The 26,549-nt window shown below is 66.0% G+C and carries 28 protein-coding genes; 9 read left to right on the top strand and 19 right to left on the bottom strand.

What is annotated here, in order from left to right; genetic code table 11:
- Positions 1–43: 43 nt before the first annotated feature.
- A complete protein-coding gene (locus H977_RS0122185) occupies positions 44–808 on the top strand; it encodes an SDR family NAD(P)-dependent oxidoreductase (protein ID WP_029109932.1) in 765 nt (254 codons plus the stop codon).
- A gap of 12 nt (positions 809–820) precedes the next feature.
- Positions 821–1,561 (top strand): SDR family NAD(P)-dependent oxidoreductase, encoded by a 741-nt coding sequence (locus tag H977_RS0122180; protein ID WP_029109931.1) that lies wholly within the window; start codon positions 821–823, stop codon positions 1,559–1,561.
- 85 nt (positions 1,562–1,646) lie between these two features.
- On the opposite strand, the gene H977_RS0122175 is transcribed toward H977_RS0122180, so the two are convergent.
- The 4 genes from H977_RS0122175 to H977_RS0122160 are packed head-to-tail and all read right to left on the bottom strand — an operon-like array spanning position 1,647 to position 5,669.
- Entirely contained in the window at positions 1,647–2,411 is a 765-nt protein-coding gene (locus H977_RS0122175) for an enoyl-CoA hydratase/isomerase family protein (RefSeq protein ID WP_029109930.1), read from the bottom strand.
- A 4-nt stretch (positions 2,412–2,415) separates the two neighbouring features.
- The gene (locus tag H977_RS0122170) at positions 2,416–3,504 is read right to left on the bottom strand and encodes an acyl-CoA dehydrogenase family protein (RefSeq protein WP_029109929.1); all 1,089 of its coding nucleotides are present in this window, start codon (positions 3,502–3,504) and stop codon (positions 2,416–2,418) included.
- Positions 3,491–4,321: an acyl-CoA dehydrogenase family protein gene (locus H977_RS0122165; protein ID WP_029109928.1), complete on the bottom strand. Its 831-nt coding sequence runs from the start codon at positions 4,319–4,321 to the stop codon at positions 3,491–3,493. The genes H977_RS0122170 and H977_RS0122165 overlap by 14 nt, the downstream gene beginning before the upstream one ends.
- Positions 4,299–5,669, bottom strand: a complete 1,371-nt coding sequence (locus tag H977_RS0122160; RefSeq protein WP_036476766.1) for a class I adenylate-forming enzyme family protein — start codon at positions 5,667–5,669, stop codon at positions 4,299–4,301. Before H977_RS0122160 ends, H977_RS0122165 begins: the two co-directional genes overlap by 23 nt.
- 143 nt (positions 5,670–5,812) lie before the next feature.
- On the opposite strand from H977_RS0122160, the gene H977_RS0122155 reads away from it, so the two are divergent.
- Positions 5,813–6,124 carry a 2Fe-2S iron-sulfur cluster-binding protein gene (locus H977_RS0122155; protein WP_029109926.1) on the top strand — a complete coding sequence of 104 codons (312 nt, stop codon included), beginning with the start codon at positions 5,813–5,815 and terminating at the stop codon, positions 6,122–6,124.
- A 58-nt stretch (positions 6,125–6,182) separates the two neighbouring features.
- On the opposite strand, the gene H977_RS33660 is transcribed toward H977_RS0122155, so the two are convergent.
- Genes H977_RS33660 through H977_RS0122135 form a run of 4 tightly spaced genes read right to left on the bottom strand, consistent with a single transcriptional unit; the run spans position 6,183 to position 10,248 of the window.
- Positions 6,183–7,262, bottom strand: coding sequence for a CaiB/BaiF CoA transferase family protein (locus H977_RS33660; RefSeq protein WP_155946769.1), 1,080 nt, complete (start codon positions 7,260–7,262; stop codon positions 6,183–6,185).
- A gap of 28 nt (positions 7,263–7,290) precedes the next feature.
- The gene (locus H977_RS0122145; RefSeq protein WP_029109925.1) at positions 7,291–8,247 is read right to left on the bottom strand and encodes an LLM class F420-dependent oxidoreductase; all 957 of its coding nucleotides are present in this window, start codon (positions 8,245–8,247) and stop codon (positions 7,291–7,293) included.
- The gene (locus H977_RS0122140) at positions 8,244–8,645 is read right to left on the bottom strand and encodes a cobalamin B12-binding domain-containing protein (protein ID WP_029109924.1); all 402 of its coding nucleotides are present in this window, start codon (positions 8,643–8,645) and stop codon (positions 8,244–8,246) included. Before H977_RS0122140 ends, H977_RS0122145 begins: the two co-directional genes overlap by 4 nt.
- A gap of 1 nt (position 8,646) precedes the next feature.
- A complete protein-coding gene (locus H977_RS0122135) occupies positions 8,647–10,248 on the bottom strand; it encodes a methylmalonyl-CoA mutase family protein (protein ID WP_029109923.1) in 1,602 nt (533 codons plus the stop codon).
- Positions 10,249–10,516: 268 nt separating this feature from the next.
- Here H977_RS0122135 and H977_RS0122130 point away from each other — a divergent pair, with 268 nt between their 5' ends.
- Genes H977_RS0122130 through H977_RS0122120 form a run of 3 tightly spaced genes read left to right on the top strand, consistent with a single transcriptional unit; the run spans position 10,517 to position 13,166 of the window.
- Positions 10,517–11,365: an SDR family oxidoreductase gene (locus H977_RS0122130; protein ID WP_029109922.1), complete on the top strand. Its 849-nt coding sequence runs from the start codon at positions 10,517–10,519 to the stop codon at positions 11,363–11,365.
- The gene (locus tag H977_RS0122125; RefSeq protein ID WP_029109921.1) at positions 11,362–12,867 is read left to right on the top strand and encodes a class I adenylate-forming enzyme family protein; all 1,506 of its coding nucleotides are present in this window, start codon (positions 11,362–11,364) and stop codon (positions 12,865–12,867) included. The genes H977_RS0122130 and H977_RS0122125 overlap by 4 nt, the downstream gene beginning before the upstream one ends.
- Positions 12,864–13,166 carry a hypothetical protein gene (locus H977_RS0122120; protein WP_029109920.1) on the top strand — a complete coding sequence of 101 codons (303 nt, stop codon included), beginning with the start codon at positions 12,864–12,866 and terminating at the stop codon, positions 13,164–13,166. Before H977_RS0122125 ends, H977_RS0122120 begins: the two co-directional genes overlap by 4 nt.
- Positions 13,167–13,194: 28 nt before the next feature.
- Here H977_RS0122120 and H977_RS0122115 read toward each other — a convergent pair whose 3' ends face one another.
- The 8 genes from H977_RS0122115 to H977_RS0122080 form a co-directional block, all read right to left on the bottom strand.
- Positions 13,195–13,932 carry an SDR family NAD(P)-dependent oxidoreductase gene (locus tag H977_RS0122115; protein WP_029109919.1) on the bottom strand — a complete coding sequence of 246 codons (738 nt, stop codon included), beginning with the start codon at positions 13,930–13,932 and terminating at the stop codon, positions 13,195–13,197.
- A 54-nt stretch (positions 13,933–13,986) separates the two neighbouring features.
- Positions 13,987–15,063, bottom strand: coding sequence for a phosphotransferase (locus H977_RS0122110; protein ID WP_029109918.1), 1,077 nt, complete (start codon positions 15,061–15,063; stop codon positions 13,987–13,989).
- A 59-nt stretch (positions 15,064–15,122) separates the two neighbouring features.
- Positions 15,123–16,325: a cytochrome P450 gene (locus H977_RS0122105; RefSeq protein ID WP_029109917.1), complete on the bottom strand. Its 1,203-nt coding sequence runs from the start codon at positions 16,323–16,325 to the stop codon at positions 15,123–15,125.
- A gap of 101 nt (positions 16,326–16,426) precedes the next feature.
- On the bottom strand, positions 16,427–17,413 hold the full coding sequence (locus H977_RS0122100) for a LacI family DNA-binding transcriptional regulator (protein WP_029109916.1): 987 nt from the start codon (positions 17,411–17,413) through the stop codon (positions 16,427–16,429).
- Entirely contained in the window at positions 17,410–18,756 is a 1,347-nt protein-coding gene (locus tag H977_RS0122095) for an MFS transporter (protein WP_502691194.1), read from the bottom strand. Before H977_RS0122095 ends, H977_RS0122100 begins: the two co-directional genes overlap by 4 nt.
- Before the next feature lie 97 nt (positions 18,757–18,853).
- The gene (ahpD, locus tag H977_RS0122090; RefSeq protein WP_029109914.1) at positions 18,854–19,387 is read right to left on the bottom strand and encodes an alkyl hydroperoxide reductase AhpD; all 534 of its coding nucleotides are present in this window, start codon (positions 19,385–19,387) and stop codon (positions 18,854–18,856) included.
- 2 nt (positions 19,388–19,389) lie between these two features.
- Positions 19,390–19,977, bottom strand: a complete 588-nt coding sequence (locus tag H977_RS0122085) for a peroxiredoxin (RefSeq protein ID WP_029109913.1) — start codon at positions 19,975–19,977, stop codon at positions 19,390–19,392.
- A gap of 118 nt (positions 19,978–20,095) precedes the next feature.
- Positions 20,096–20,746 carry a nucleoside/nucleotide kinase family protein gene (locus H977_RS0122080; RefSeq protein WP_036476752.1) on the bottom strand — a complete coding sequence of 217 codons (651 nt, stop codon included), beginning with the start codon at positions 20,744–20,746 and terminating at the stop codon, positions 20,096–20,098.
- A gap of 99 nt (positions 20,747–20,845) precedes the next feature.
- Between H977_RS0122080 and H977_RS0122075 the strand changes: the two genes are divergently transcribed.
- From H977_RS0122075 to H977_RS0122065, 3 genes are all read left to right on the top strand, one after another.
- Positions 20,846–22,279, top strand: coding sequence for a neutral zinc metallopeptidase (locus H977_RS0122075; protein ID WP_029109912.1), 1,434 nt, complete (start codon positions 20,846–20,848; stop codon positions 22,277–22,279).
- Positions 22,280–22,306: 27 nt separating this feature from the next.
- On the top strand, positions 22,307–22,825 hold the full coding sequence (locus H977_RS34955) for a DUF4333 domain-containing protein (protein ID WP_231396037.1): 519 nt from the start codon (positions 22,307–22,309) through the stop codon (positions 22,823–22,825).
- 92 nt (positions 22,826–22,917) lie between these two features.
- Positions 22,918–24,750 (top strand): fatty acyl-AMP ligase, encoded by a 1,833-nt coding sequence (locus H977_RS0122065; RefSeq protein ID WP_036476749.1) that lies wholly within the window; start codon positions 22,918–22,920, stop codon positions 24,748–24,750.
- A 115-nt stretch (positions 24,751–24,865) separates the two neighbouring features.
- On the opposite strand, the gene H977_RS0122060 is transcribed toward H977_RS0122065, so the two are convergent.
- The 3 genes from H977_RS0122060 to H977_RS0122050 are packed head-to-tail and all read right to left on the bottom strand — an operon-like array spanning position 24,866 to position 26,475.
- Positions 24,866–25,612, bottom strand: coding sequence for an alpha/beta fold hydrolase (locus tag H977_RS0122060; protein ID WP_029109909.1), 747 nt, complete (start codon positions 25,610–25,612; stop codon positions 24,866–24,868).
- 38 nt (positions 25,613–25,650) lie between these two features.
- Complete coding sequence (locus H977_RS0122055; RefSeq protein WP_029109908.1) at positions 25,651–26,019, bottom strand: SpoIIAA family protein; 369 nt, start codon at positions 26,017–26,019, stop codon at positions 25,651–25,653.
- Positions 26,020–26,061: 42 nt separating this feature from the next.
- Positions 26,062–26,475 carry a hypothetical protein gene (locus H977_RS0122050; protein ID WP_196808299.1) on the bottom strand — a complete coding sequence of 138 codons (414 nt, stop codon included), beginning with the start codon at positions 26,473–26,475 and terminating at the stop codon, positions 26,062–26,064.
- Positions 26,476–26,549: the final 74 nt, after the last annotated feature.

The raw sequence follows: 26,549 nt of genomic DNA, 5'->3' as shown, positions 1-26,549 counted from the left end.
ATTCTCGCAGTCAGAGAGTCTCAGTTGCAAGAAGGGGAACCGTATGCAAATCGCCGGTAGTTCAGCGATCGTCGTCGGCGGCGCGGGCGGCCTGGGTGAGGCGACCGTCCGCCGCCTGCAGGCCGCAGGCGCCAAGGTGGTCGTCGCAGACCTCGCCGACGAGAAGGGCACCGCTCTGGAGAAGGAGCTGGGCGTCCGCTACGTGCGCACCGACGCGACCTCCGAGGAATCTGTGCTGGCCGCCATCGCCGAGGCCGAAGCCCTTGGCCCGCTGCGCATCTCGGTCGATACCCACGGCGGCCCCGCCGCCGGGGGCCGGCTGGTCGGCAAGGACGGCTCACCGCTGGACCTCGACGGGTTCAAGAAGACCATCGAGTTCTACCTGACCGCGGTTTTCAACGTGATGCGGCTGTCGGCCGCGGCGATCGCCAAGGCCGAACCGCTGGAGGAAGGCGGGCGCGGCGTGATCGTCAACACCGCCTCGATCGCCGGATACGAGGGCCAGATCGGCCAGCTACCCTACTCGGCCGCCAAAGGCGGTGTGTTGGGCATGACTCTCGTGGCCGCGCGTGACCTGTCGCCGCTGGGCATCCGGGTCTGCACCATCGCCCCCGGCACCATCAACACCCCGGCGTACGGCAAGGCCGCTGATCAGCTCGAGCAGTACTGGGGTCCGCAGGTGCCGTTCCCCAAGCGCATGGGCCGCTCGACCGAGTACGCCCAGCTGGCTCAGAGCATCATCGAAAACGACTACCTCAACGGCGAAATCATCCGTCTCGATGGGGCATTGCGCTTCCCGCCCAAGTAATAGTCTGTCGCGATGAACCTGACCGGAAAGGTCGCCTTCGTCGCCGGCGCAAGCCGCGGCATCGGCGCCACGATCGCTGCCGCACTGGCTGCCGAAGGTGCAGCGGTGGCTGTGGCGGCGCGTTCCGAACAACCGGGCAAGCTGCCCGGCACCATCGGCTCGGTGGCCGCTGCCATCAACGACGCGGGCGGGAGTGCGCTGCCGGTCACCTGCGACGTCACCGATGAGGAATCGGTGAACAAGGCTGTCGCCACGGCGGTTTCGGAGTTCGGCGGCATCGACATCCTGGTCGCCAACGCCGGTGTGCTCTGGCTCGGGCCCATCGAGACCACGCCGCTCAAACGCTGGCAACTGTGCCTCGACGTCAACCTCACCGGGGTGTTCCTGGTGACCAAGGCAGTCATACCCGAGGTCCGCAAACGTGGCGGAGGATCACTCATCGCGATCACCACCACCGGAGTCGACATGGTCGAGCACGGCGCCAACGCGTACTGGGTGTCCAAGGCCGCCGCTGAACGCCTGTATCTGGGACTGGCCGCCGACTTGCGCAGTGACAACATCGCGGTCAACTGCCTGAGCCCGTCCCGCGTGGTGCTCACCGAGGGTTGGCAGGCCGGCGGTAGCGGGTTGCAGATCCCGCCGGAGATGGTCGAGCCGCCGGAGGCGATGGGCCGCGCGGCGATACGCCTGGCCGGTCAAGATGCCGGCGGCGTCACCGGAACGGTCCAGCGCTCCGAGGCGCTCACCTTCTAGGAATCACCCCCAGCGGCCACCTATGACGCGTTCTTCACAGATCCGCGTGCCATAAGTGGCCACTCGAGCCAGAAAGCCGGCGAGCTCAGCTCTTGGCGATCAGGCCGTCAACGATCCGGTTGAAATCAGCGGTGCCGAACGACACATACTCGGCGAGGTTGGCGTAGTCCAGCGACGCCATCACCTGCTGCTCGAGCTGGATGTTCATCAACCGCTTGGTGGCCTCGACCGCCTGCTTCGGCAGATCGATGAGCTTCTTGGCACATGCGATCGCCTCGGCAAGCGGATCCTCCACCACATGATTGGCCAGGCCCAGTTCGAGGGCCCGCTGAGCCTTGATCCGCACACCGGTGAGGGCAAACTCCTTGGCCTGCAACAACGAAATCTGCGAACCCCACACCAGGGGACCACCGTCGGCGGCCACGAGTCCGATCTGCACGTGCGGATCGGCGAAATGCGCGGTCTCTGCCATGTAGACGACGTCGGACAGCGCGGCCAGGCTGCAGCCCAGCCCGACGGCCGGGCCGTTCACCGCGGCGACCACCGGGATGCGGCAGCGCACCATGCCGATGACGAGGTCGCGCCCGTGCTTGATCGTCTTCTGGCGCAAGGCTTCATCGCGCCGCAACTCGTCGAGGTAGTTGAAATCGCCGCCGGCCGAAAACGCCCGACCCGCACCCGTGATCACCGCCGCCCGAGCGTCGGCGTCCTCGTCGAGCGCCTCCCACAACCGAGCCAACCCGACGTGCAGGTTGTCGTTGACCGCATTCAGCGCATCGGGACGGTTCAGCGTGATGATGCGCAGCGCTCCGTCCGCCTGCACATCGATTTCGTCTGGCATTCCGTACATCTGGCTAAACTCCCAGTCCGAGGATTCGTGACGCGATGATGTTCTTCTGGATCTGCGACGTGCCACCCATGACACTCTGCGCGCGGCTGTAGAGATAGGCGCTCAGCAGTTCGGGATCCTTGGTTCCGGTCACCGCGAGCGCGGCATGCCCCACGGACTGCTCGACCCAGGTCATGAGCAGCTTGTCCAGCGAGCCCTCGGGACCGTGCTTGAGTCCGTCGAGCTGTTCGGACAGCCGCCGGCGCACGTGCAGGCGCAGCATCTCGGCCTGCACACCAGCCCAGGCGAGGTCTTCGGGGACCTTTCCGTCCACCCGAGACGCCATCTCCCGCACCAGTTTTCCGTAACGCGCCGAGTATCCGAGAGTCGACGGTTCACGCTCGTGGCTGACCACCGTCATGGCCAGGCGCCAACCGTCACCGGGTTCACCGACCATGTGGGAGGCCGGCACCACCGCGCCATCGAAAGCCACCTGGCCGAACTCCGTCGTGACACCGTTGATCATCTGCAACGGCCGCTGCTCGATGCTGTCCTGGTGCATCGACACGATGAACGCCGAGATGCCCTTATGGCGCGCCACGTCCTTGTCGGTGCGGGCCAGCACCAGACACCAGTCGGCCACGTCCGAATAGCTGGTCCAGATCTTGTGCCCGTTGATGATGTAGTTGTCGCCGTCGCGGGTCGCCGTGGTGGTCAGCGAGGCCAGGTCCGAACCTGCGCCCGGCTCGGAAAAACCCTGGCACCAACGCTCGGTGCCATTGATCATGCCGGGCAGAAATCGCTGCTGCAGTTCCTTGCTGCCGTGGTGCCCCAGCCCCACCACCAGGTAGCCCAGGCTGGGCCGCGGCGGGGCTCCGGCCCTGGCCAGCTCCTCGTCGACGATCACATCGTAGACGGGCGGCAGATCCTGGCCACCGAACTCCTCTGGCCACGAGGTACCGAAAAACCCTGCGGCATAGAGTGCTTGATGCCACTCCCCCATCCGGGCCCAGTAATCGTCGCCGGACGCCTTGAACGATGCGGCATTGTCCGCCAACCAGGACCGCAGGCGGTCCCGGAAAGCAGCTTCCTCGGGTGAATCACGAAAGTCCAAGATCAGTGACCTCCAAGTCCTCTAGCTTGACGGGCCACAACTCGGTGGCCACCAGAACCCGACGCAGGTAGACATGCGCCAGGCACTCCCAGGTGTTTCCGATACCGCCGTGCACCTGGATCGCGGTCTCGCACACCGTGCGCGCGGCGCGGGCACAGTAGACCTTGGCGATCTTCCCGGCCCGGACCGCTTCCTCGGCAGGAAGTTCGTCGACCGCCCATGCCGCGTGCCGCAGCACACTGATCGAACCCTCGATCAGGGCAAGCCCCTCGGCCAGCAAGTGCGCGACAGCCTGGTACGACCCGATCGTCGAGCCGTACTGCTCACGAACTTTCGCGTAATCGACCGCCAGCGCATGCGCACCGCGCGCAGCACCGACCAGGTCGGCGCTGGTCGCGGCGAGCGTCAGGGCGTGCCACCGCAAGGCGTCCTCGCTCGACAGCTCACCGAGCTCGGCGGGTGCCTCGATGACACCCACCGTGCTGCGGGTCAGATCCACACCGGCGGTCGCAGCCTCATCGCCCCCGATCACCACCTCCCGATCCAGCCGGCGGGCCAGATCGTCGGCGAGCACCGGACCGAGGAAGGGCACGTCGACCAGACCGCGTCCGAACTCCTCGGCGACAATCGCCACTTCCACGCCGGAGGCACCGTCGGACCGCAGGGTGCGCCACTCGGTTGCGGCGACCGTGCTTTCCAACCGGGCGCGCCGGCCCTCATCCGACAGCTCTCCGACCGCATCGGGCCCGAGGTCGTCGGCCAGTTTTGCTGCGGCCTCTCGCAGCTGCTGCTGTTCAGACGTCAGACGAACGTCCATGCCGCTCCTTCAGCACTCGTCGCAATACCTTTCCGGAAGGTAACCGGGGTATCTCGGTTACGAACTCCACGCGGCTGGGCCGCTTGTACGAAGCCAACTGATCGCCGATGAGGGCGATCAGTTCCATGGCCGACACCTCAGAACTTGTCGTCACGGCGGCCACGATGGCCTCGCCGTCGGCGGCATCGGGTACTCCGAAAACCGCGCAGTCGGTGACGGCCGGATGGCCGTGTAACACCGCCTCGACCTCGGCCGGCGCGACCTGAAAGCCGCGAACCTTGACCATCTCCTTGGATCGGTCGGTGATGTGCAGGTATCCGTCGTCGTCGAGGTAGCCGATGTCGCCGGTGCGGTACCAGCCGTCGCGGAATGCGCCCGCGGTCACGTCATCGGGCAGATAGCCGGCCATCACCGAGTCCGACCTCACCTCGATCTCGCCGTCCTCGCCGATGCGGACGTCGACTCCGCGCACAGGGGTGCCGACAGTGTCGATGCGGGTGGCGTCCATCGGATTACAGGCGATCACCGGGAGTTCGGTGGTGCCATAGGCTGTCAACCACCGGATTCCGGCGCGCTGACTGACGGTGTCGGCGACGCTGCGGGTCACCGGGGTCGCGCACCACATCACGTAGCGCAGCGACGACAGATCGTAACGCCCCGGATCGGGATGCGCGGCCAGCGCCAAAGCCATTGGTGCCACGGCCATTTCGATCGTGATTCGATCAGATTCGATGTGTCGCAACATGGTGTCGATGTCGAAACGGCGGTGCAACCGCATCCACGCACCGGTGTCGAGCACCATGGCGATGTTGAGCAATCCCAGGATGTGCGACGGCGGCGTCATGATCTGCATGCGATCGGCGGAGGTGAAACCCAGTGCTGTGCGCCAATGGTCGATGGCCGCGGCGAACCCGCCATGGGTGTGCCGGACCGCCTTGGGCAGGCCGGTGGTCCCTGAGCTGAAGACGAACAGCGCGTCGCTGTCCGGGTCGGGCCGGTCGAACTGCCGCAGTCCCGGAATGATCGGCTCATCCAGATGCAGCATCGGCATCAGTGACGCCAGCACGTCGTGATCGCCCACCGCATGAGCGGGTGCGGTCAGGGCAAGGGCGTGGGCAGCCTCGCGTTCCTTCCAGGCCGGGCTGATCAGCACCGCCGCAGCTCCCAGTCCCCAGATCGCCCGCAGTGCCACCACGAACTCGGGGCGGTTGGACGACATGATCGCCACCCGATCGCCCGGGCGTACGCCCCGGTGCTCCAGCTCGGTGGCCATCCCGCTGGTGAGCGCGTCGAGTTCGGACAGGCTGTACTCGCGGTCATCGAACGCGAGCACCGAGGTGGTGCCCACACGAGGAGCAGTCGTGGCCGCGGCCAAAATTCCAACCCCTCTCAGCAGGCCTCTGTTGCGCGCTCAACACGCCGAGAAGATACTATCACTTTGCGAGAATGGTATTCTCTTCATATCAGAACGTGCGTGCACAGGGGAGTGAGATGACGGCAGAACCGACGGCCAGCAGCGGAGCGGACGGCAAGGTCACGATCGTGTTCGACCGCGAGCAGTTGTCCGTGCCGCGCAGGCAGGGCGAGACGCTGCTGGAGAGCGCGCGCCGCGCCGGAATGACACCGCCGTTCTCGTGCGAGGCCGGCAACTGCGGCACCTGCATGGCCAAACTGCTCGAGGGAACCGCCACGATGCGGGTCAACGACGCCCTCGACGACGACGAGGTGGCCGAGGGCTACGTGCTGACCTGCCAGGCCGTCCCGGACTGCGATTCGGTGACGGTCTCTTACGACGAGGATTGAGCAGCCGCCCGTCACGGGTGCCGCCGGTTTCTACCGCAGGGCTGCCTATTTTGGGCGATCACGACCTCGGTGTGGAAACCGGCGAGGCCGCGGTCGATCCGAGGCACTGCCCGTACTCGTCGAATGCCGGGGGCGGCCGGTAGTCCGGCGTATACCCGGCGACGTGCACCGGACTACCCACCAACCGGAAATCACCTGCGGTGACAAGCACCTCGGGCGTCGCGTCCAGTGCCTGCGGCAGGCTACGCACGGCGGCCGCCGGGATCCCCAGCGGCTTGAGCCTGGATTCCCATCCTGCCGCGGTGTCGGTCGCCAGCGCGGCAGTCACCACGTCGAGCACTTCGTCCCGCCGGCCGGCCCGCTCGGCCATTGAATCGAACCCCGCGACACCCGCCTCAGCGGCGAACGACTTCCAGAACCCGTCGTGGGTGATGAACAACGCCAGATAGCCGTCGGCAGTCGGGAACAGTTGCGCCGGTACGTAATACGAATGCGCGCCGAAGGGGTGGCGGCGCGGCTCCACACCGTCGTTGAGGTACGCCGATGCGCGGTAGTTCAACTGCGACAGCATGACATCGCGCAGCGAGACATCCACCTGACCGCCGTCGCCCGAGACGATCATCGCCAGCAGACCCAGCGCGGCCGTCAGCCCGGTCGAGTTGTCCGCCGAGGAGTAGCCGGGAAGCGTGGGTGGGCCTTCGGGATCACCGGTCATCGCGGCCACCCCGGTTGCGGCCTGGATGACGTAGTCGAACGCCGGGTCGTCTCCCCCGTCGAGCCCGAATCCCGTCATCGCGACGCAGACGATCTTCTCGTTGAACTGCCGCAGATTCTCATACGTCAGGCCCAGCCTGCGGATCACCGACGGCTTCATGTTCACCAGCAGCGCATGCGAATCCGCCACCAGATCACCGAGTTTCGCCTGGCCTGCCTCTGAGGCGAGATCGAGGCAGATGCTGCGCTTGCCCCGGTTGAGGCTGGCGAAATAGCTGTCGCTGACCTGACGGGAGATCTCGCCGCCGGGTGGTTCGACCTTGATCACCTCGGCACCCAGGTCGGCCAACATCATGGTGGCGTACGGGCCGGCCAGCATGACGCCGACCTCGATGATGCGGATGCCGGCGAGCGGCGCGTTCACGCAGCCACTCCGCTCGTCGCCCAGCCGCTCATCGAACCTGCTTGGCGAGCTCGGCGATCACCTCACGCGTCCGATACTTCGACGCGATCAGCTCGTCACGATTGTCCCCGATCGGCAGCAGCCGCACCGACAGATCCGTGACTCCGGCATCGGCGAACTGCTTGAACCGCTTCAGGATTGATTCCTCGTCACCCGCCGCACACAGATCCCCAACGCTGCGGGCCTCCCCACGATCCAGCAGGCGCTGGTAGTTCGGCGACGTCTCGGCTTCGGCCAGAATGCGGTTGGCCCGCTCCTTGGCCGCCTCGATCTCGGAGTTGGCGCACAGCGTGACCGGGATTCCGGCGACGATGCGCGGCGCGGGCTTGCCCGCTTCGGCCGCGGCCTTGTTGATCTTGGGTGCGATGTGCTCGCCGATCGCCTTCTCGTCGGCCATCCACAGCGAGGTGCCGTCGGCGTGCTCGCCGGCGATCTGGAGCATCACCGGCCCGAGTGCGGACACCAGCACCGGCATCGGGGTGTCGGCACTGAGCACAGTCGGGTTGTGCACGGTGAAGGAGTCGTTCTCCACGTCAACAGGTCCCGGACCGGCGATCGCGGTGTTCAACACCTGCAGGTAGTCCCGCGTGTATGCGGCCGGCTTCTCGTAGGGCAGGCCGAGCATGTCACGCACGATCCAGTGGTGCGACGGCCCGACGCCCAGTGCCAACCGGCCACCGGACATCGCGTGCACGGACAGCGCCTGGCGGGCCAGCGCGATCGGATGCTGCGCCTGCAACGGCACCACAGCGGTACCGAGTTCGATGCGCGTGGTGTTGGCCGCCATCAGCGCCACCATGGTCAAGCAGTCGAAATCGTTGGGCACCTGCGGCATCCACGCACTGTCCAGGCCCGCCGATTCGGCCCACTGGATGTCGGAGACCAGCTTGGACACCTTGCGCGCCATATCGCCGCGCTCGGCTCCGATCATCACACCCAGTCTCATGACTCCGAAACCTTCTCCGTCAGCGCACGCACGTCGGTCACCAGTGTTTCGAGCGACGTACCGGTCGGGAACACCGCTGCCGCACCGGCGTCCAACAGCTTCTGCACGTCGGACTGCGGGATGGTGCCGCCGACGACGACGGCGATGTCACCGGCATCGGCTGCGCGCAGCGCCTCGACGGTGCGGGTGGTCAGTGCGACATGCGCGCCCGAGAGAATCGAAAGGCCTACCAGCGCAACGTCTTCCTGAAGCGCTATAGACACGATGTCCTCGATGCGCTGCCGGATGCCGGTGTAGATGACCTCGAATCCGGCATCACGCAATGTACGCGCGACGATCTTTGCCCCGCGATCGTGTCCGTCGAGACCGGGCTTGGCGACAAGTACTCGAGTGGCCATGCTAGAACACCACCGGCTGCTGGAACTCGCCCCACACCGACTTCAAGGTCGACACCATTTCTCCCACTGTGCAATACGCATTGGCGCAGTCGATCAACCGGTGCATCAGGTTGTCTGCCCCCGGTCCACTGCCCTCGGCTCCCCTGGCCAACGCAGCCAGGGTCTCTTTGACGGCGACATCGTCGCGGTCGGCCTTCACCTTCGACAGTCGCTTGAGCTGCAGATCGCGCCCCTCGGCATCGAGCTCGTAGGTGTCGATGTCAGGCGCCGGCTCGTCGGTGACGAACCGATTGACCCCGACCACCGGCCGCTCGCCGGACTCGATCTCGTTGTGGATCTTGAACGCCTCGTCGGCGATCAGGCCCTGCAGGTAGCCGTCCTCGATGCATCGCACCATGCCGCCGTGCTTTTCGAGGTCATCCATGATCTCGATGATCTTGGCCTCGGTGGCATCGGTGAGGGCCTCGACGAAGTAGGACCCACCGAGCGGATCGGCCACCTTGGTTACACCGGTCTCATACGCCAGGATCTGCTGGGTCCGCAGAGCCAGCGTCGCCGATTCCTCACTCGGCAGGGCAAACGGCTCGTCCCATGCGGCGGTGAACATCGACTGCACGCCGCCCAGCACCGCCGCCAACGATTCGTAGGCCACCCGTACCAGGTTGTTCTGCGCCTGCGGCGCATACAACGACGCCCCGCCCGCCACACAGCCGAATCGGAACATCGAGGCCTTGTCGGTGGTGGCGCCGTAGCGTTCCCGCACGATCGTGGCCCAACGCCGCCGGCCGGCACGGTATTTGGCGATCTCCTCGAAGAAGTCACCGTGGGTGTAGAAGAAGAAGGAGATCTGCGGGGCGAATTTGTCGATGGTCATCCGCCCGCGTTCGACCACGGTGTCGCAATAGGTGACACCGTCGGCCAGCGTGAACGACATCTCCTGCACCGCGTTGGCGCCGGCGTCGCGGAAGTGCGCACCGGCCACCGAGATCGCGTTGAACCGCGGCACCTCGGCCGCACAGAACTCGATGGTGTCGGCGATCAGCCGCAGGGACGGCTCGGGCGGCCATATCCAGGTGCCGCGCGACGCGTACTCCTTGAGGATGTCGTTCTGGATGGTGCCGGTGAGCTTCTCGCGCGGCACGCCCTTCTTCTCGGCGGCGGCGACATAGAGGGCCAGCAGGATGGCCGCGGTGCCGTTGATGGTGAAGCTGGTGCTGATCTTGTCCAGGGGGATGCTGTCGAACAGGATCTCGGCGTCGGCAAGGGTGTCCACCGCGACACCCACACGACCGACTTCCTCCCCGTACTCCTCATCGTCGGAGTCGTAGCCGCACTGCGTTGGCAGGTCCAGCGCCACCGACAGTCCCGTCCCACCCTGATCGAGCAGGTATCGGTAGCGGCGGTTGGATTCCTCGGCGGTTCCGAAGCCCGAATACTGCCGGAAGGTCCAGGTCTTACCGCGGTAGCCGGACGCGAAGTTGCCGCGCGTGAAGGGGTAGGTCCCCGGGGCAGGCGGCTCGACCGCGCGGTCGTCCGGTCCGTAGACGGGCGCCAGCGGGATGCCAGATGGGGTCTCTACAGGAGAGACATCTTGCTCGCTCATCAGTGGATAACGTACTTGCTAAAAATGAGAATGCCAATACCGCCGCGTGGAAATGTGGCCCCTGTACTGGCAAGGAGGCCTCCTACCTGCACACCGAGGCGATCCGTCGGCGTTGAGGAACGGGTCTGGTCGACGCCCATTCTCCAGGCGCCCCGCGCGACGATTACGCCACTTGCTAAAAATGAGAATGCCAATACCATTTGAGTACGGTCGACAGTACCGTTGACGACGGCGCAACAGCGGATTGCTGCGCTCGACGAGGAGGACCATGTCCAGCCAGCAAGATTCATTCACCGATCGCACGCTGGTCGTATCCGGCGGCAGCCGCGGTATCGGGCTGGCGATCGCGCTCGGTGCCGCCCGCCGAGGGGCGAACGTGGTGCTGCTGGCCAAGACCGCAGAACCCCACCCCAAGCTCCCCGGCACCGTGCACACCGCGGTCGCCGAGGTCGAGGCAGCGGGCGGCAAGGGGGTCGCGGTCGTCGGTGATGTGCGCAAGGAAGAGGACGTGGCCCGCGCAGTGGAGGCGGCGGTCGAGCGCTTCGGCGGCGTCGACATCGTGATCAACAACGCCAGCGCCATCTCCACCGACCCCACCGAGGCGCTGTCGGCCAAGAAGTTCGACCTGATGATGGACATCAATATCCGCGGCACCTTCCTGCTGACGAAGGCCGCGCTGCCGCACCTGCGGAAGTCGGCCAACCCGCAGGTACTGACACTGGCCCCGCCGATGAACATGAACCCGTACTGGCTGGGCGCACATCCCTCTTACACGCTGTCCAAATACGGCATGACGCTGCTGTCGCTGGGCTGGGCCGCCGAATATGCCGACGCCGGAATCGGATTCAGCTGCCTGTGGCCCGAGACCTACATCGCCACCGCCGCGGTGACCAACCTCGCCGACGGCGACACGATGGCCGCACAGTCCCGCAACCCCCAGATCATGGCGGACGCGGCCGTGGAGATCCTGTCCCGCCCGGCCGCCGAGGTGAACGGGCAGACCTTCATCGACTCGGAGGTGCTCACCGCTTCCGGCGTCACTGATCTCTCCCACTACGGCGGCGGGGATAATCCGATCATCGACATCTTCATCGACGCACCGGGGCAAGGCCTATGAGCATCTCGCTACTGCTGGAGATGGCGGTCTCGGGCGGCCCCGACCGCACCGCAGTGGTGTCCGACGATCTCCGCCTGTCCACCGAAGAACTCAGCGCTCTGGCCGACGGCGGCGCGGGCGTCATCGCAGCCTCCGGGGCGGCCCACGTCGCGTACGTCGGCACCGGTGGCGCGCTGCTGCCGCTGCTGCTGTTCGCCTCGGCCCGCGCCGCGGTGCCGTTCACCCCGCTGAACTACCGGCTCAGCAAGGACGGCCTGCAAGAGTTGATCGACCGCCTGCCCGAGGCATTGGTGGTCGCCGACACCGAATACGCCGATGTGGTCGCCGGGGCAGGCAAGCAGGTCATCACCGCCGAGGAGTTCCTGGCCGCGGCCCGCGCCTCCGAGCCTGCGGCAGAGTTCGCCGATCCTGACGCAGTGGCGGTCGTGCTGTTCACCTCGGGCACCACGTCGCGCCCCAAGGCCGTCGAGCTCACCCACAACAACCTCACCAGCTACATCACCGGAACGGTCGAATTCGCCTCGGCCGCAGAAGAAGACGCAGCGCTGATCTGCGTCCCGCCGTATCACATCGCCGGGGTCAGCGCGGCCATGTCGAACCTGTACGCCGGCCGGAAGATGGTGTACCTGCGCCACTTCGACGCCGACAAATGGGTCGAGCTGGTCCGCGCCGAAGGCGTCACCTCCGCCACCGTCGTGCCGACCATGTTGGACCGCATCGTCACGGCACTGGAAAGGGCGGGCCTGGAGCTACCCACGTTGCGCAACCTCGCCTATGGGGGCTCGAAGGTCGCGCTGCCCCTGGTGCGCAAGGCGTTGCAGCTGCTGCCGAACGTCGGCTTCGTCAACGCCTACGGATTGACCGAAACCAGTTCCACCATCGCTGTTCTCGGGCCGGACGATCACCGCGAGGCGCTGGCCGCCGAGGATCCCGCCGCTTCCCGGCGGCTCGGCTCGGTGGGACAGGTGGTGCCCGGCATCGAGGTGCAGATTCGCGCCGACGACGGGACTGTGCTGGGTGCCGGCGAGACCGGTGAACTGTTCGTACGTGGTGAGCAGGTGTCGGGCCGCTACACCGACATCGGATCGGTGCTCGACGCCGAAGGCTGGTTCCCCACCAAGGATGTCGCCATGCTCGACGAGGGCGGCTACCTGTTCATCGGCGGACGGTCAGACGACACCATCATCCGCGGCGGGGAGAACATCGCGCCGGCCGAGATCGAGGACGTCCTCGTCGAGCATCCCGAGGTCCGCGACGTCGCGGTCGTCGGTCCTGAGGACCCGCAGTGGGGCCAGATCATCGTGGCCGTCGTGGTGCCCGTCGAGGGCGCCTCACCCGACCCGGACGCGCTGCGCGATCATGTGCGCAAGCAACTACGCGGATCGCGTACCCCCGACCGGGTGGTGTTCCGCGATGAACTGCCCACCAACCCGACCGGCAAGGTCCTGCGCCGCCAGCTCGTCGATGAACTCGCACCCATCTCGAAGGAGTCAGCATTGTGATCAAGAACGGCACCCGCCTGCAGAGCCAGGTGTGCGACACCCAGGTCATCGTCGTGCGCAGCGCCGACAGCCTCGACGATCTGCGCGCCGGTGGCGTGCCCATGGTCCCGCTCGATGCCCAGAAGGACTCAGCCGCAACGATCGACGCGGCATTTTCCGATGGCAACCTGATGGGCAAGCGCTACGTCGACGACGCAGGCGCAGAGGTGCTGGTCACCAAGGCCGGCGCCGGCACCTTGTCGGTCGGGACCACCGCGCTCAGCCTCAAGGAGGCCAAGCCGCTGCCGGCCAGCGACTGACACCAAGACAGTTGCCTGGGCCCCCGATTCAGGCGTGACGGCTGGTCACTCCCCCGTCCACAACGAGCTGCGTGCCGGTGATGAACGACGCCTTCGGTGACATCAGGAACGCCACGGCGGCCCCGATCTCGTGGGGCTGCCCGAGCCTGCCCAGCGGCGCGGCCTGTTCGAAGCCGGCGCGAATCTCCTCGACATCCAACGCGATCTGCAGCATCGGCGTGTGGATGAAACCGGGGCACACCGCGTTGACCCGGATACCCAACGGCCCCAACTGCGCAGCCATCGAGCGGGTCATGCCGAGCAGCCCGGCTTTGGAGGCGCAGTAGGCCGGGATGAACGGATTGGCGGCCAAACCCTCGATGCTGGAGATGCCGACCACCGCCGGTGATCCCCCGTCCTTCGCGGACCTCTCCAGGTGCGGCAACAGCAACTGCATCAACAACGCCTGCGCCCGCAGATTCACGTCGAGCACCGCATCCCAGGACTCCTCGGTGTAGGCGCCCACGGGTTCGGGAAGTACCCGGCCCGCAGCGTGCACCAGTCCGTCGATACCGTCCAGTTCCTGCGCCGCCTCCTCGACCGCCGCCGACAACGCAGGGGTGTCACACACGTCGATCACCGTGCAGGGCATGCCCAGGCCCGCGGCCACGTCGCGAACCTCGGGCGCTATGTCCCACAACGCAACCCGCCGGCCGTCCGCGATCAGCGCCTCCACGCTGGCCCGGCCGATCCCCGACGCTGCACCCGTCACCACCACACCTGTCATGCCGGACAGGTTAGAGGGTCGATGTCCCGCCTGGAGCCTTTTTGGTTATACCGGCTAATTGATGAGATCAGCCAACGCCTGAGCTGTCTGCAGGTCCTCGTAGGCGGCCGAATACCGCTGGGCGAGCGCCAGAGCGATGTCCGGGCGTTGCCACAGTTCTCCCGCACTGGCGGTCGCCAGCCAGGTGGTCAGCCCGTGCGCGACCGAGGCCCGGTAGCGCAGCCAGATCTCGTCGGGCGACGGCAGTTCATCGGCGGGGAGTCCGAGTTCGTCGCGATATTCCTCGAGCAACTGACGTTCGGACACCCGGCGATCCTCTGTGGTCAGCGCGCCCTGCAAGAAGTAGCCGAGATCCAAGGAGAAGTTGCCGCGGCGGGCCACCTGCCAGTCGAGGAAGCCGACGTCGCCGTCGCGCAGCACATAGGTGTTGCCGATGTGCGGGTCGCCGTGCAGCAGCGTCTGCGAGGTACCCGGCGCGGTCAGCGTGCCGATGAATGGCTTCCAAATGCCTTCCACCAGATGGTCGATGGTCAGTGCCTGCACCGACGGGGGCGCGTCGTCGCCGAGACGCTCGAGCGCCGCGGGCAGCGGCGCCCATTGCATGCCGTCCCACGGCTCGAACGGCTCCAGCCAGGCCAGGGCGGGACGGTGCACACGCTCACCCCAGAACGCGCTGTGCAACCTGGCCAGGCCACGCACGCCATGCGCCGCCTGCTCCACGGTCAACGGCCGAGTCGCATCACGTGGATCGGCGGCACGGGCGGTGAGGTCCTCCATGATCAGGACGAAATCTTCGTCGCCCTCGTCGATCGGCGCGGCGTAGACCGTCGGATGTTCCAGCGGCAGGTCAATTTCCGAGTTGAACAACCTGGGCTCGTGCAGCAGCCCGCTGGTGTACTTGATCATCTCCTTGTGGTCGGGGTCGACCGCCTTGGCGAACACCGTGGATGGGCCGGCTGGGCCCGGCCTGTAGGTGACCGACAGGCGCGCCCGGCGATTGGTGCCGTCGTCGCGCATGTCGACGGTCACGCAGTCCACCACCGCATCCGGGTGATGGCCGGCCAGCGCCGCCGTCATCCATTCCGGCGTGACCTGGTTCCAGTCCTTGGGGACGGTGAGTGCGACGGTCATCGGATGAACGCCGGCTCGACTCCCGCGTGTCCAGCTACGGTTCGCTCCGCAAGCGTCGCTCATCGGATGAACGCCGGCATCGAATCCCAACCGCGCACAGTCGAAGTCGGCGACAGTTCGGCGTTGTCAAGATCCACATCCCACTCCGGGAACCGCTTGAGCATCTCTTCCAGCGCGATCCGGCCCTCCAGGCGCGCGAGTGCCGAGCCCAGGCAATAGTGAGTCCCGACACTGAATGCCAAATGCTGGCGCTGCTCACGATGGATGTCGAAAACCTCACCGTCAGGCGGGAACTGGCGGCTGTCGCGGACAGCCGCACCGATCAGCATCATCATGACGCTGCCCTCGGGCACGGTCTGCCCGTAGAACTCGACATCGCGGGTGACGTAGCGGGCCACGTGCGGAGCGGGCGGCTCGAAGCGCAGGAGCTCCTCGATGGCCTGCGGGACGAGCGCCGGGTTCTCGACCAGCTGCCGCCGCTGATCCGGATGTTCGGCGAGCACCTTTGCCGCCCAACCGATCAGCCGCGTAGTCGTCTCGTTACCCGCCCCCGCCACCACGTTGATGTAGATGAGCAGTTCCTCGCGGGTGAGCTTGCGAGTCACACCGTGCTCGTCGGTGAACTCGACGTTGAGCAGGTCGGTCATGATGTCGTCGGACGGATTGTCCTTGCGCCAGTCGATGTAGGTCTCGAAGATCGAACCGTCGACCAGCCCCTCCTGGGCCGCCTTCATCGGCTTGCCTGCCTCGGTGCGGAGTTGATCGTTGCCGTGGTCGCGGATCATCTCCTGATCGTCCTCGGGGATGCCCAACAGCGCGCTGATCACCCGCATCGGCATGATCGCGCCGAAGTCCTTGATGAAGTCGATCTTGCCGGTGCCCATGAGCGGGTCCAGCGACTGTGCGCAGAATTCCCGGATCTTGGGCTCCAGAGCGTTGATCTTTCGTGGCGTGAACATCCGGGCCAGCAACTTGCGGTGGGTGGTGTGGATCGGCGGATCCTCGAAAATCAGTGCACCGGAAGGAATGTCGATGTTGGCCTTGATCAGTTCGATGATCGCGCCACGGGCCGAGCTGAAGGTCTCGTGGTCCACGAGACCCTTGTTGACGTCGGCGAAGCGGCTCAACGCATAGAAGTCGTGCTGTTCGTTGTAGTACAGCGGCGATTCCTCGCGGAGCCGGGCGAACGTCGGATACGGGTTGGTGTTGATCTCGACGTCGTAGGGGTCGAAATACACCTTCTGGGTCGCGCTCGCTGTCACGGAAATCCACCTCTCTGTGTCCGAGAGCGGAGTTTACACATCGATGGTTATGCGCGTAAGTAGATCGTCGGTTTGGCACCTGAGAATGAGGAAACGTCAGATCAGGTGGACTCGCGTGCGATCAGGGTGGCAACCTCTGCGGCACTGGGTTCGGCCTCGGCGGGATAGCCCAGCTCCGACATCATCGCGGCCACCGCAATATCGACGATCGCCTCCGCATCGAAGGCCACCGATGTCAGCGGCGGGGCGCTGACCGCACCCAGATCGATGGCGTTGACTCCCATCACCGCCATGTCCTGCGGGCACCGCAATCCGGCCTGCCGCAGCCCGTGGAGCACCACGAAGGCGGTCTCGTCGCTCTGCGCGCACACCGCCGTCACGCCGTCGGCGGCCCAGCGCCCGAGGATCTCGGCGGCGTTGGACCCGTCGGCCGCGAAACTGGCCACGGTGATCTCGGGCATCCCACGCAGTGCCACGGCAGCACGCAACCCCGCCAGCCAGTAGTCGCCGAGCGGACGGAGTTCCTCCTCGGTGGTGTAGGCGAATGCCAGTCGCGTATGACCGCGCTGAGCCAGATGGTCCACCCGCATCTCGCCGATACTGGCGTCCAGCGAACCGATCGCATGCAATTGCGAGCTGCCGAGGTGGATTTGCGGGATGCCGGCCGCAGTCGCCGCCTTCAGCGCATTGCCCGTCAGCGGGAAGGTACTGGTGACCGCCATCGGGTTGAGGTCGGCGATGGCGTCGACCACATTGCGATCATCCTCGGTTTCGAACTGCAGCGACAGCACGATACCGTGCCGGGCCAGGGCCGTGGTGAGCCTGCTGCCCACCTCGATCGGCAGGTTGCCCAGCGAAAGCCGCCCGACGATGTAGAGCACCACGCCACTGCCACCGACCGCGAGATTTCGGGCCGCCAGGTTGGGACGGTAGCCGAGATCGGCTGCCGCCTTGCGCACCGCCGCCTGGGTCTGCTCCGAGATGCGTTGCCCCGGAACATTGTTGAGTACATAACTGACCGTGGCCGTAGAGACGTTGGCCAGCCTGGCAACGTCGGCTTTGGTCGGGCGTCCTCTTGTCGTACTCACGGTGTCATCGTGACACGTTGCTGACCGGAGGGGTCGTCCACGCCCGATAACTGGCGTCCAGCGCTCTCGCGCAAGGTCAGGACGGTCACGGCCGAGATGATGCCCGCGGCAACCAGATACAACGCAGGCGCCAGGTTGTTGCCGGTGGTCGCGGTGAGCCAGGTGACCACATACGGCGTGGTACCACCGAACAACGCCACCGCGACGTTGTAACCGATGGAGAAGCCGCTGTAGCGCACGCGGGTGGCGAACAGCTCGACACCGGCCGTCACCGCGGTTGCCACGTACACCGATTCGATGGCAGCCAACAGACAGTGACCCGCGATCGCCGCCGCCACCGATCCCGAATTCATCAGCAGGAACAGCGGATAAGCGCACACCACGAATCCGAGCGACCCGGCGATCAGCAAGGGCTTGCGCCCGACCCGGTCCGACAACGCGGCCAGCGGCAGGATCAGTATCAGGGCCACCAGACTCGCCAGGGTGATCGAGACGAAAGCCTGCGTCTTGCTGAAGTGCAGCGACTTGATGAAATACGTCGGCAGGAAGGTGAAGACGACGTAGTAGCCGACGTTGAACACGATGAACAGGCCGATGACTTGCAGGATCGCCCGTCGTGCCGTGCCCACGGCTTCGCGTAGCGGTGAGGCGGCCACCCGATCGGCCTCGTCGAGTTTGGCGAATTCAGGGGTGTCATCGAGACGCAGCCGGATGTAGAGGCCGACCAGTCCGAGCGGTGCGGCGACCAAGAACGGGATGCGCCAGCCGTAGCTCGCCATCGCGTCGGCCGGCAGATAGGCCTGCAAGACGGTGACGGTGATCGAACCCAGCAGGAAGCCCAGCACGCCCGACCACGCGATGAACGTGACAGTGAGCCCGCGTCGGCGGGTGGTCGCGTACTCGGCGAGATAGACTGCGCCGCCGCCATATTCGCCGCCGGCGGAGAAACCCTGCAGGCATCGCAGCAGGAGCAGCAGCAGCGGCGCCGCCACACCGATGGTGGCGTAGGTGGGAAGCAGACCGATGCCAAGGGTGGCGGCCGACATCAGCAGGATCACCACGGCCAGCACGCGTTGACGGCCCAGCCGGTCACCGAGCGGACCGAACACGAAACCGCCGAGGGGACGCATGAAGAACGCGGCGGCGAAGATGGCGAAAGTGTTGAGCAGCGCGGCTGTTTCATTGCCGGACGGGAAGAAGTTGGCCGCTATGTACGTGGCCAGGAATCCATAGATGGCGAAGTCGAACCACTCGACCGCGTTGCCGATCGACGCGCCCGTGATCGCCTTGCGCACGGTGGCGTTGATATGGGAGGTCTCGGTATTTCTTTCCGGTGCCGTCAACAGAAAACTCGCCTCTCGGATCGCGAGAGGCGAGTTTATCTGTTGGGTTATGCGCGAAAGCCTGTTTTCCCGTGGCTTGAGCCCGGAGGCCTACGTGTCAGACCGCCGCGAGGGCGTCCGCGGTCAGGAGTGCCTGGGCCACTCCGGAGACGATCGACGCCAACCGGATGGCTTCGAAGATCGTCGTGCGCGACACATCCGCGTCGCGCAGCACGGTCTCGTGCGCCGACAGGCAGTGCGAGCAGCCGTTGATCGCCGACACCGCGAGCGACCACAGCTCGAAGTCCGCCTTGGGCACACCAGGGTTGGCGATGATGTTCATCCGCAGCCCGGCCCGCAGGTCGTCGTAGCGACCGTCGAGCTGTCCCTTGGTGCGGTAGAACACGTTGTTCATGCCCATGATCGCGGCAGCGCCGAGGGCGCCGTTATAGGCCTCCTCGCTGAGCACGTCGAGGGCATCCTCGGAGATCTCCTTCAGCAGCCGCTGCGACTTGGTCGCCGCCGCGGTCGCCACCAGAGCACCCCACAGCTGCTGCTCGGTGAGCTCCGTGGACTTCACGATGCTGCCGAAATTGAGCTTGAGGTCCTTCGCGTACTCCGGCAGCGCTTCCTTGATGTTGTCGATGCTCACGATCAGACCGCCTCGGCCAACAGCTCACCGGCGTTCAGCGTCGGATCGCCCTTCTTCCAGTTGCAGGCGCACAGTTCGTCGGACTGCAGCGCGTCGAGCACCCGCAGGACCTCATCGACGTTGCGCCCCACCGAACCCGCGGTCACCGAGACGAACTGGACCTCGTTGTTGGGGTCGACGATGAAGGTGGCGCGGTCGGCGACACCGTCGGCATTGAGGACACCGGCGGCCTGCGACAGATCGCGCTTGAGGTCCGAGGCCATCGGGAACGGCAGCGTCTTCAGGTCCTCATGCTGCGCACGCCACTGGAAGTGCACGAACTCGTTGTCGACCGACACCCCGATGACCTTCGCGTCGCGATCCTCGAAGTCCTCGTTGAGTTTGCCGAACGCAGCGATCTCGGTCGGGCACACGAAGGTGAAATCCTTGGGCCAGAAGAAGATGATCCGCCACTTGCCCTCGTCGTCCTTGCTGGTGACCCGGGTGAAATAGTCATCGGGCTGCTTGGCATCGACCTTGGACAGATCTCCGCCAACCACGGCCGTCAGGTCGTATTCCGGGAACTGAGAGCCAATCGTCAAAAGCGCCATCGCAACCTATCCAATCTCGCATGATTTTCTGGAATCATTCCAGATTTACCCCATGATTCTGTCCGTCGGCAGACGGTTATGGCAACTCATTCCGCCGTGATTATCAGCACAAGCGACCTCAGTGTGAGGTGGGCATCACGGCCGTGACGTCGACGGTCAGATCGGCCCGCGTCGCCGTGGCCGCCACCAACCGGGCATTGGGCTCGTCAACGTCGGCCACCCAAGCCCGCGCCGCATCCGACGCCTTGCCGAAAGCGATGTGACGGGCCACAAGACGCTCGACCCGCACATCGTCTCGTATTGCGCAATACCAGATTTCGTCGATTTCGGCGGCGACCGCAGACCAGCCCGCGTCGTCGATCAACAGATAATTGCCCTCGGTGAGCACCACGGCCGTGCGCGGAAACACCGGAATGGCGCCGGCGATCGGCTGCTCCACGTCTCGCTCGAACGCTGGGGCATAGACGGTCTCGTTGCCCGCACGGATCCGGCGCAACAACGCCGCGTAGCCGGCAACGTCGAACGTGTCGGGCGCGCCCTTGCGATCGAGCCGTCCGAGCCGGCGCAGTTCCACATCGGCGAGGTGAAATCCGTCCATCGGAACGTGGCCCACGGCCTCGGTACCGAGCTGGACACGTGCGGCGGCGACCAGCGCCTCGGTGAGCGTGGACTTGCCCGCTCCCGGCGCCCCGGTGATCCCGATGACCGAGGTTCCCGGCTGTGCGGCGCACACCAACACCCGGGTGAGCAGATCGTCGAACGTGCACATTGCGCTGCCATTGTCGCCCAGGTCATCGACGGCCGGTGCCGAACGTCGGCGCGACCAGGTAGAACTGGCTGGGGTGAATCGCGTGAAAGGCGGCTCAAAGTGGCGAGGCTTCGCTGGTGGCTCGGTCTGGCCTGTTGTGCCATATTGCTGGCCGGGTGCGGCAACGCCACGCTGATCGGCGGCCGCGCGACCTCGATGTTGTTCCTGCCCGACCGGGTCGGCGGCCTGCCGGTGACCGACGGCCACAGCGGCATCCGGTCCGACGCACCAGGGCCCGCCCGCCGCGCCGAGAACACCGACGGCGGCCAGATCGACGATCTGGCCCTGCTCGCGATCGACGACATCGAAGATTTCTGGTCGCAGAACTACAGCGGCGGTTCACTGCCCGGAACCTTCACGCCGGTCTCCCGCCTGGTGTCCTACAACTCCGATGTCTCCCCCGGCCTCGAGCTCTGCGGCGAGAACACCGCCGGGCTGACCAACGCCTTCTATTGCCTCAAGAACGACGTCATGGCCTGGGACCGCGGCGTGGCGATCCCCGTTGCGGCACAGTATTTCGGCCAGATGGGCGTGGTGGGGGTGATGGCCCACGAGTACGGCCATGCCGTCCAGCAACAGGCCCGCCTGATCAACGAGAGCACGCCCGTACTGGTGGCCGAGCAGCAGGCCGACTGCCTCGCCGGGGTCTACCTACGCTGGGTGGCCGCAGGCAAATCGCCGCGTTTCGAATTGAGTACCGGCGACGGCCTCAACCACGTTCTGGGCGGCCTGATCTACATCCGCGATCCGCTGATGACGCGGGTCGACGCCGTGCTCACGGGCAACGAGCACGGGTCGGCTCTCGACCGGGTCAGCGCGTTCCAGATCGGCTTCAGCGGAAATGTCGACCAATGCGCGGCCATCGATTCCGACGAGATCAAGAAGCGCCGCGGTGATCTGCCCAAGTTCCTCGACCTCTTCGGCGGGGCGCAGACCGCGAACAGCACCATCACCGCCGATCTACTGGACAAGACCATGCAGTCGCTGCAGCAGGTCTACATGCCCGCCAAGCCACCCACGTTGAGCACCGAGCCCAGCGCATGCCCCGACGCGGGCCCGTCGCCGCCTGCGTCATACTGCCCGGCCACCAACACCATCGTGGTGGATCTGGACGGCCTGAAAGCCTTGGGGGAAGCCAGGAACGAGAACGACGAGCGCGAACTCCTACAGGGCGACAACTCTGCCATCTCGGTGCTGACGTCACGTTATGCGCTGGCCGTGCAACACGAGAAGGGTCTGGTGCTCGACACTCCGGTCGCTGCCATGCGCACCGGCTGCCTGACGGGCGTGGGGCAAGCCAAGATGGCCGAGGACGGCCTGCCGATCACGCTGTCAGCCGGTGACACCGACGAGGCGATCAGCAGCCTTCTCACCAACGGGCTGGCCGCCAGCGATGTCAACGGCAGGGTCCTGCCCGCCGGATTCACCCGCATCCTGGCCTACCGCTCCGGCCTGCAAGGCGATGACGCGCAGTGCTACGAGAGGTTCGCGTGAAGCGATGAGCCCAGTCGAGGAGATCCGATGAGCGGACCCGAGCAACCGTGGTGGGCACGGCCGGGCGGCGCACCCGTACCGGGCGGCACGCCGCCACGAGCCGCTAGCCCGGCTCGACCCACCGAGATGCGACAGCCGCCGCGGCATCCGTCGCCACCTCAGCCGCAGCACCACGCGCGGCACGTGCCGCCGGCGCGACCGAATCCCAGGCACTCCGACCGTCGTCTGCTCATCGGTGCGGCCGTCGCCGTCGTGGCAGTCGCGGGGATCGGCGGCGGGCTCTGGATGTGGCACCGCGCGGATGCCAACAGCACCCGGCTCGACGTCCGCCAGGCCGAGGCCGGCGTGGCGCAGATCCTGTCCGACCCCATCAACGGATACGGGGCCAACCGCGTCGTCGCGGTGGCATGCAACGACGGCGAGAATCCGGTCGTGCGGACGGGCGCGACGTTCACGTGCGCGGTCGAGATCAACGACACGCTGCGCCGGGTGATTGTGGAATTCACCGACAATAACGGGACTTATGCAGTTGACGGGCCCCGATAAGGAGGCGCACGTCACATTTGAGGGAGGCGGTGACAACCCACACCCGACCGCGCTGCCAGGCTTTATTAGAGCCGCTATTAGTCTTACCGGTTATGGGTCGGGATCCCGCAACAACCAGTGCTGTTGATTCGTCGACGTCGAACATCGAGAACTACGTTCGCGACGACGGCACGATCGTCGTACCCGACGGTGTCACCCTGACGTCGTTCCTGGATCGGAACCGGTTCACGTTCGGGGACGAGCCGTCGTACCGATTCCTCGACTACTCGTCCGACTCGGACGGCCGCGTCGTCGAGCTCAGCTGGAATGCACTCTGGTCGCAGGTCTGCGCAGTCGGCGCCCGACTGCAACAGGTCACCCAGCCGCGCGACCGGGTGGCCATCCTGGCTCCCCAGGGCGTCGAGTACGTCGCCGCGTTCTTCGCCGCCATCCACGCGGGCAACATCGCGGTGCCGCTGTTCGCACCCAGCCTGGCCGGTCATGCCGAGCGCCTGGCCGCGGTGCTGGCCGACGCCAAGCCCACCGTGGTGCTGACGACGGCCGCGGCTTCGGAGTCGGTGCGGAACTTCCTGCGCACCCTGCCTGCCGCCGAGCGTCCGCGCCTGATCGCGATCGACGCCGTCCCGGATTCGCTGGCCTCGATGTACCAGGCTCCGACCGTCGACACCGATGACATCGCCTACCTGCAGTACACCTCGGGATCGACCCGTATCCCGGCCGGCGTGGAGATCACCCACCGCAATGTCTGCACCAACGTTCTGCAGATGATCCTCGCCGGAGATCTCAGCATGGGTGTCCGCAGCGTCAGCTGGCTGCCGCTCTACCACGACATGGGCCTGATCATGGTCATGTTCCCGGCGTTGTGCGGCAGCCACATCACCCTGATGGACCCGATGGCGTTCGTCCGGCGGCCTTACCGCTGGATCAAGCAGCTGTCCGCCGAGGCCGCCTACGGCCGAACCCTGGCCGCCGCACCCAATTTCGCCTTCGAGCTGGCCGCTGAGCGCGGCCTGCCGCCGGCCGGTGAGACGCTGGACCTGACCAACGTGGTGACGCTGCTCAACGGGTCCGAGCCCGTCACGATGGCCGCCGTCGAGAAGTTCACCTCCGCATTCGCGCCGTACGGACTGCCCGCCACCGCAATCAAGCCCTCCTACGGGATGGCCGAGGCCACGCTGTCGGTGGCCAGCATCGCACCGAGTGCCGCGGCGAGCGCGGTCTACCTGGACCGCGAGCAACTCAGCGCCGGGCGAGCGGTCACCGTGGCACCCACGGACGAAGGCGCCGTGGCGCACGTGTCGTGCGGACAGCCGATCCCGAACCAGTGGGCGGTGATCGCCAGCCCAGACGGCATCGAGGAGCCCGACCGCACCATCGGAGAAATCTGGCTGCACGGCAACAATGTCGGCCGCGGCTACTTCGGCCGGGTCGAAGAGAGTGAGCGGGTGTTCGGCAACAAGCTGCAGACCCGGCTCGCCGAAGGCAGCCACGCCGAGGGGGTGCCGGACAACGGCTACTGGCTGGCCACCGGCGATCTCGGGGTCTACATCGACGGCGAGCTGTACCTCACCGGCCGCATCAAGGACATGATCCTGATCGACGGACGCAACCACTACCCACACGACATCGAGACCACGGTCAGTGCGGCTTCCCCGGCCGTGCGCTCAGGTTATGTCGCGGCCTTCTCCGTCGTCGGCGACCGCGGCGAGGAATTGGTCATCGTCGCCGAACGTGCGGCCGGTGCCGGACGCGCCGAGCCCGGTCCGATCGTCGACGCCATTCGCGCGGCGGTGTCACGCCACCATCAGCTCCGGGTCGCCGACGTGCGTATGGTCGCCGCCGGCGTGATCCCCCGCACGACGAGCGGCAAACTCGCCCGAAATGCCTGTCGCACTGAGTATTTGAGCGGGAAGTTCAACAAGTAGGGGTTGGCGGTTCAGCGGGGCCTGTGCCCTGCGGCTGTTCGCTGCGCTGGTGCGCCGAAATCGACGCCAGGGTCGCGCTGAGCGAGATTCAGCAGCCATGGCGTCGATCTCGGCGTCAGTCGAGTGATTCCCAGAAGCGGGATAGCGCCCTCGCACCCCGAGCCGGGTCCTGCACCATCCACCAGTGATCCAGCCCGTCGAGCACCTCTGTGGAGGCACCGGCTCGTGCGGCCGCCCGACGCCGGATTTCCTCGGACCCCACGTATGGATCCGCGGTGGCCAGCAGCGAGAGCCCAGGGCGCGCAGCCGCCCGATCGAGCCCACCACCGAACTCGGCCATATCACCGGGCTCCCCTGCGGAGCGATACAGCTGCAGGGTCGCCCGCCCCATTTCCGGACCCTGCGCTTGCGCCATCGATGTGGCAATGTCCTCCGGTAGCAGCGCAGCCCATATGGCAGCCCGGTCCTGCACCGTGCCACCCAGCATGTTCTCCACAAGCCGCTCGCCCTTACCCGGCGTTCGCCATGCCTGGGCCATGTCAGGCCAGACGTAGTCGGCGTCGAACACTCCGACAATGTCACTGGCCCAACTACGCACCAGTTCGGGTCGATGCATCATCACGTTCACGACATGCACGCCGCCCCAGTCGTGTCCGACAAGGTCGACCGGCTCCGCCATGACCTCGAGCTCGGCCTCGAGCCAGTCGCGGTAGGCCACAAATGTCGCCGAGAACCCGTCGGGAAGCGGGGCGCCGAAACCCGGCGGCGACAACCGCACGACATCCCGACGTCCAAGAGCATCGACGAGCGGACCCCAGATCGCGTCAGACTCAGGGTTACCGTGCACCAGAACGACCGTCATGGCCAATATGGTGACACCGTGCAATGACGCACCGGCTCTCAGCCCGCGGCCCACTCCTTGGCGGCATCGAGCTCATCGAGCCCAAAGACCTTGAGCTCGCCGGGAATCATCCACGCGAAAGCGTGCATGGCGTGGGCTACCCACTCCATGTCGGATACGACGGCGATACGTTTGAACGCCGAGTGATGGCGGAACAGCGCGCCCAGGCCGAGCTTCAAATCCTCGACCAGCCCACCGCTTCCGAAGCCTTCATAGTCCGGTGAGATGACCTCGACGATCCGGATCTCGCCCCTGTCCAGCAACTCGTCCATCGTCGGCCGGAATTCGCGCAGATCATCACCGCGCACGCGGCCCGAAACTCGGATACCGAACACACCCTCGGGCATGTCGGGAAGAACGTCGATCATCGGTACTCCTCCCGTCTCATGCCTCGAGTCTGCCCAACCGGCTCAGGAACGCCAAGACTCCCAGAGCGTTGATATTTCCGACGGCACGTTCTCGGATTTGACGCCGGCGCGGGTCCACCCACCTTGCTTGCCGGGCGCGATCCGGTAGACCCCGCTATCACCCGAATACACCCACAGCTGTTCGGGTTCGGACGGCAGCCAGGTGATCATCACGCCGTTGCCGTAGGAGGCATGGTCGTGAAAAACCTCCTTGCCCGCCTTGTCCCGAACCACCACCGTCCAGGGTTTCTCCCCGTTCACTTCCGAGCCTTCCTCGGCGATGGCGGTGTAGGTACCCGACGGAGACGCCTGGGAGTGCTCGGGGGTGACGGTTTTAGCCGCGACGTCACCACCGCTGCCGCAGCCGGCGACTAGCGCCATCACTGCCACGATCAACGCGACTATCCGTTTGTTCACCAGTATCGACATCCTTCCGCGTTGACGAGATGGAACGATACGGTCTGCCTGCCAGGACCGATCAGCGCCCCGCC

Origin of the sequence: Mycobacterium sp. URHD0025 (assembly GCF_000426065.1) — a bacterium.
Lineage (GTDB): Bacteria > Actinomycetota > Actinomycetes > Mycobacteriales > Mycobacteriaceae > Mycobacterium.
This window is presented reverse-complemented; position numbering and strand designations above follow the sequence as displayed.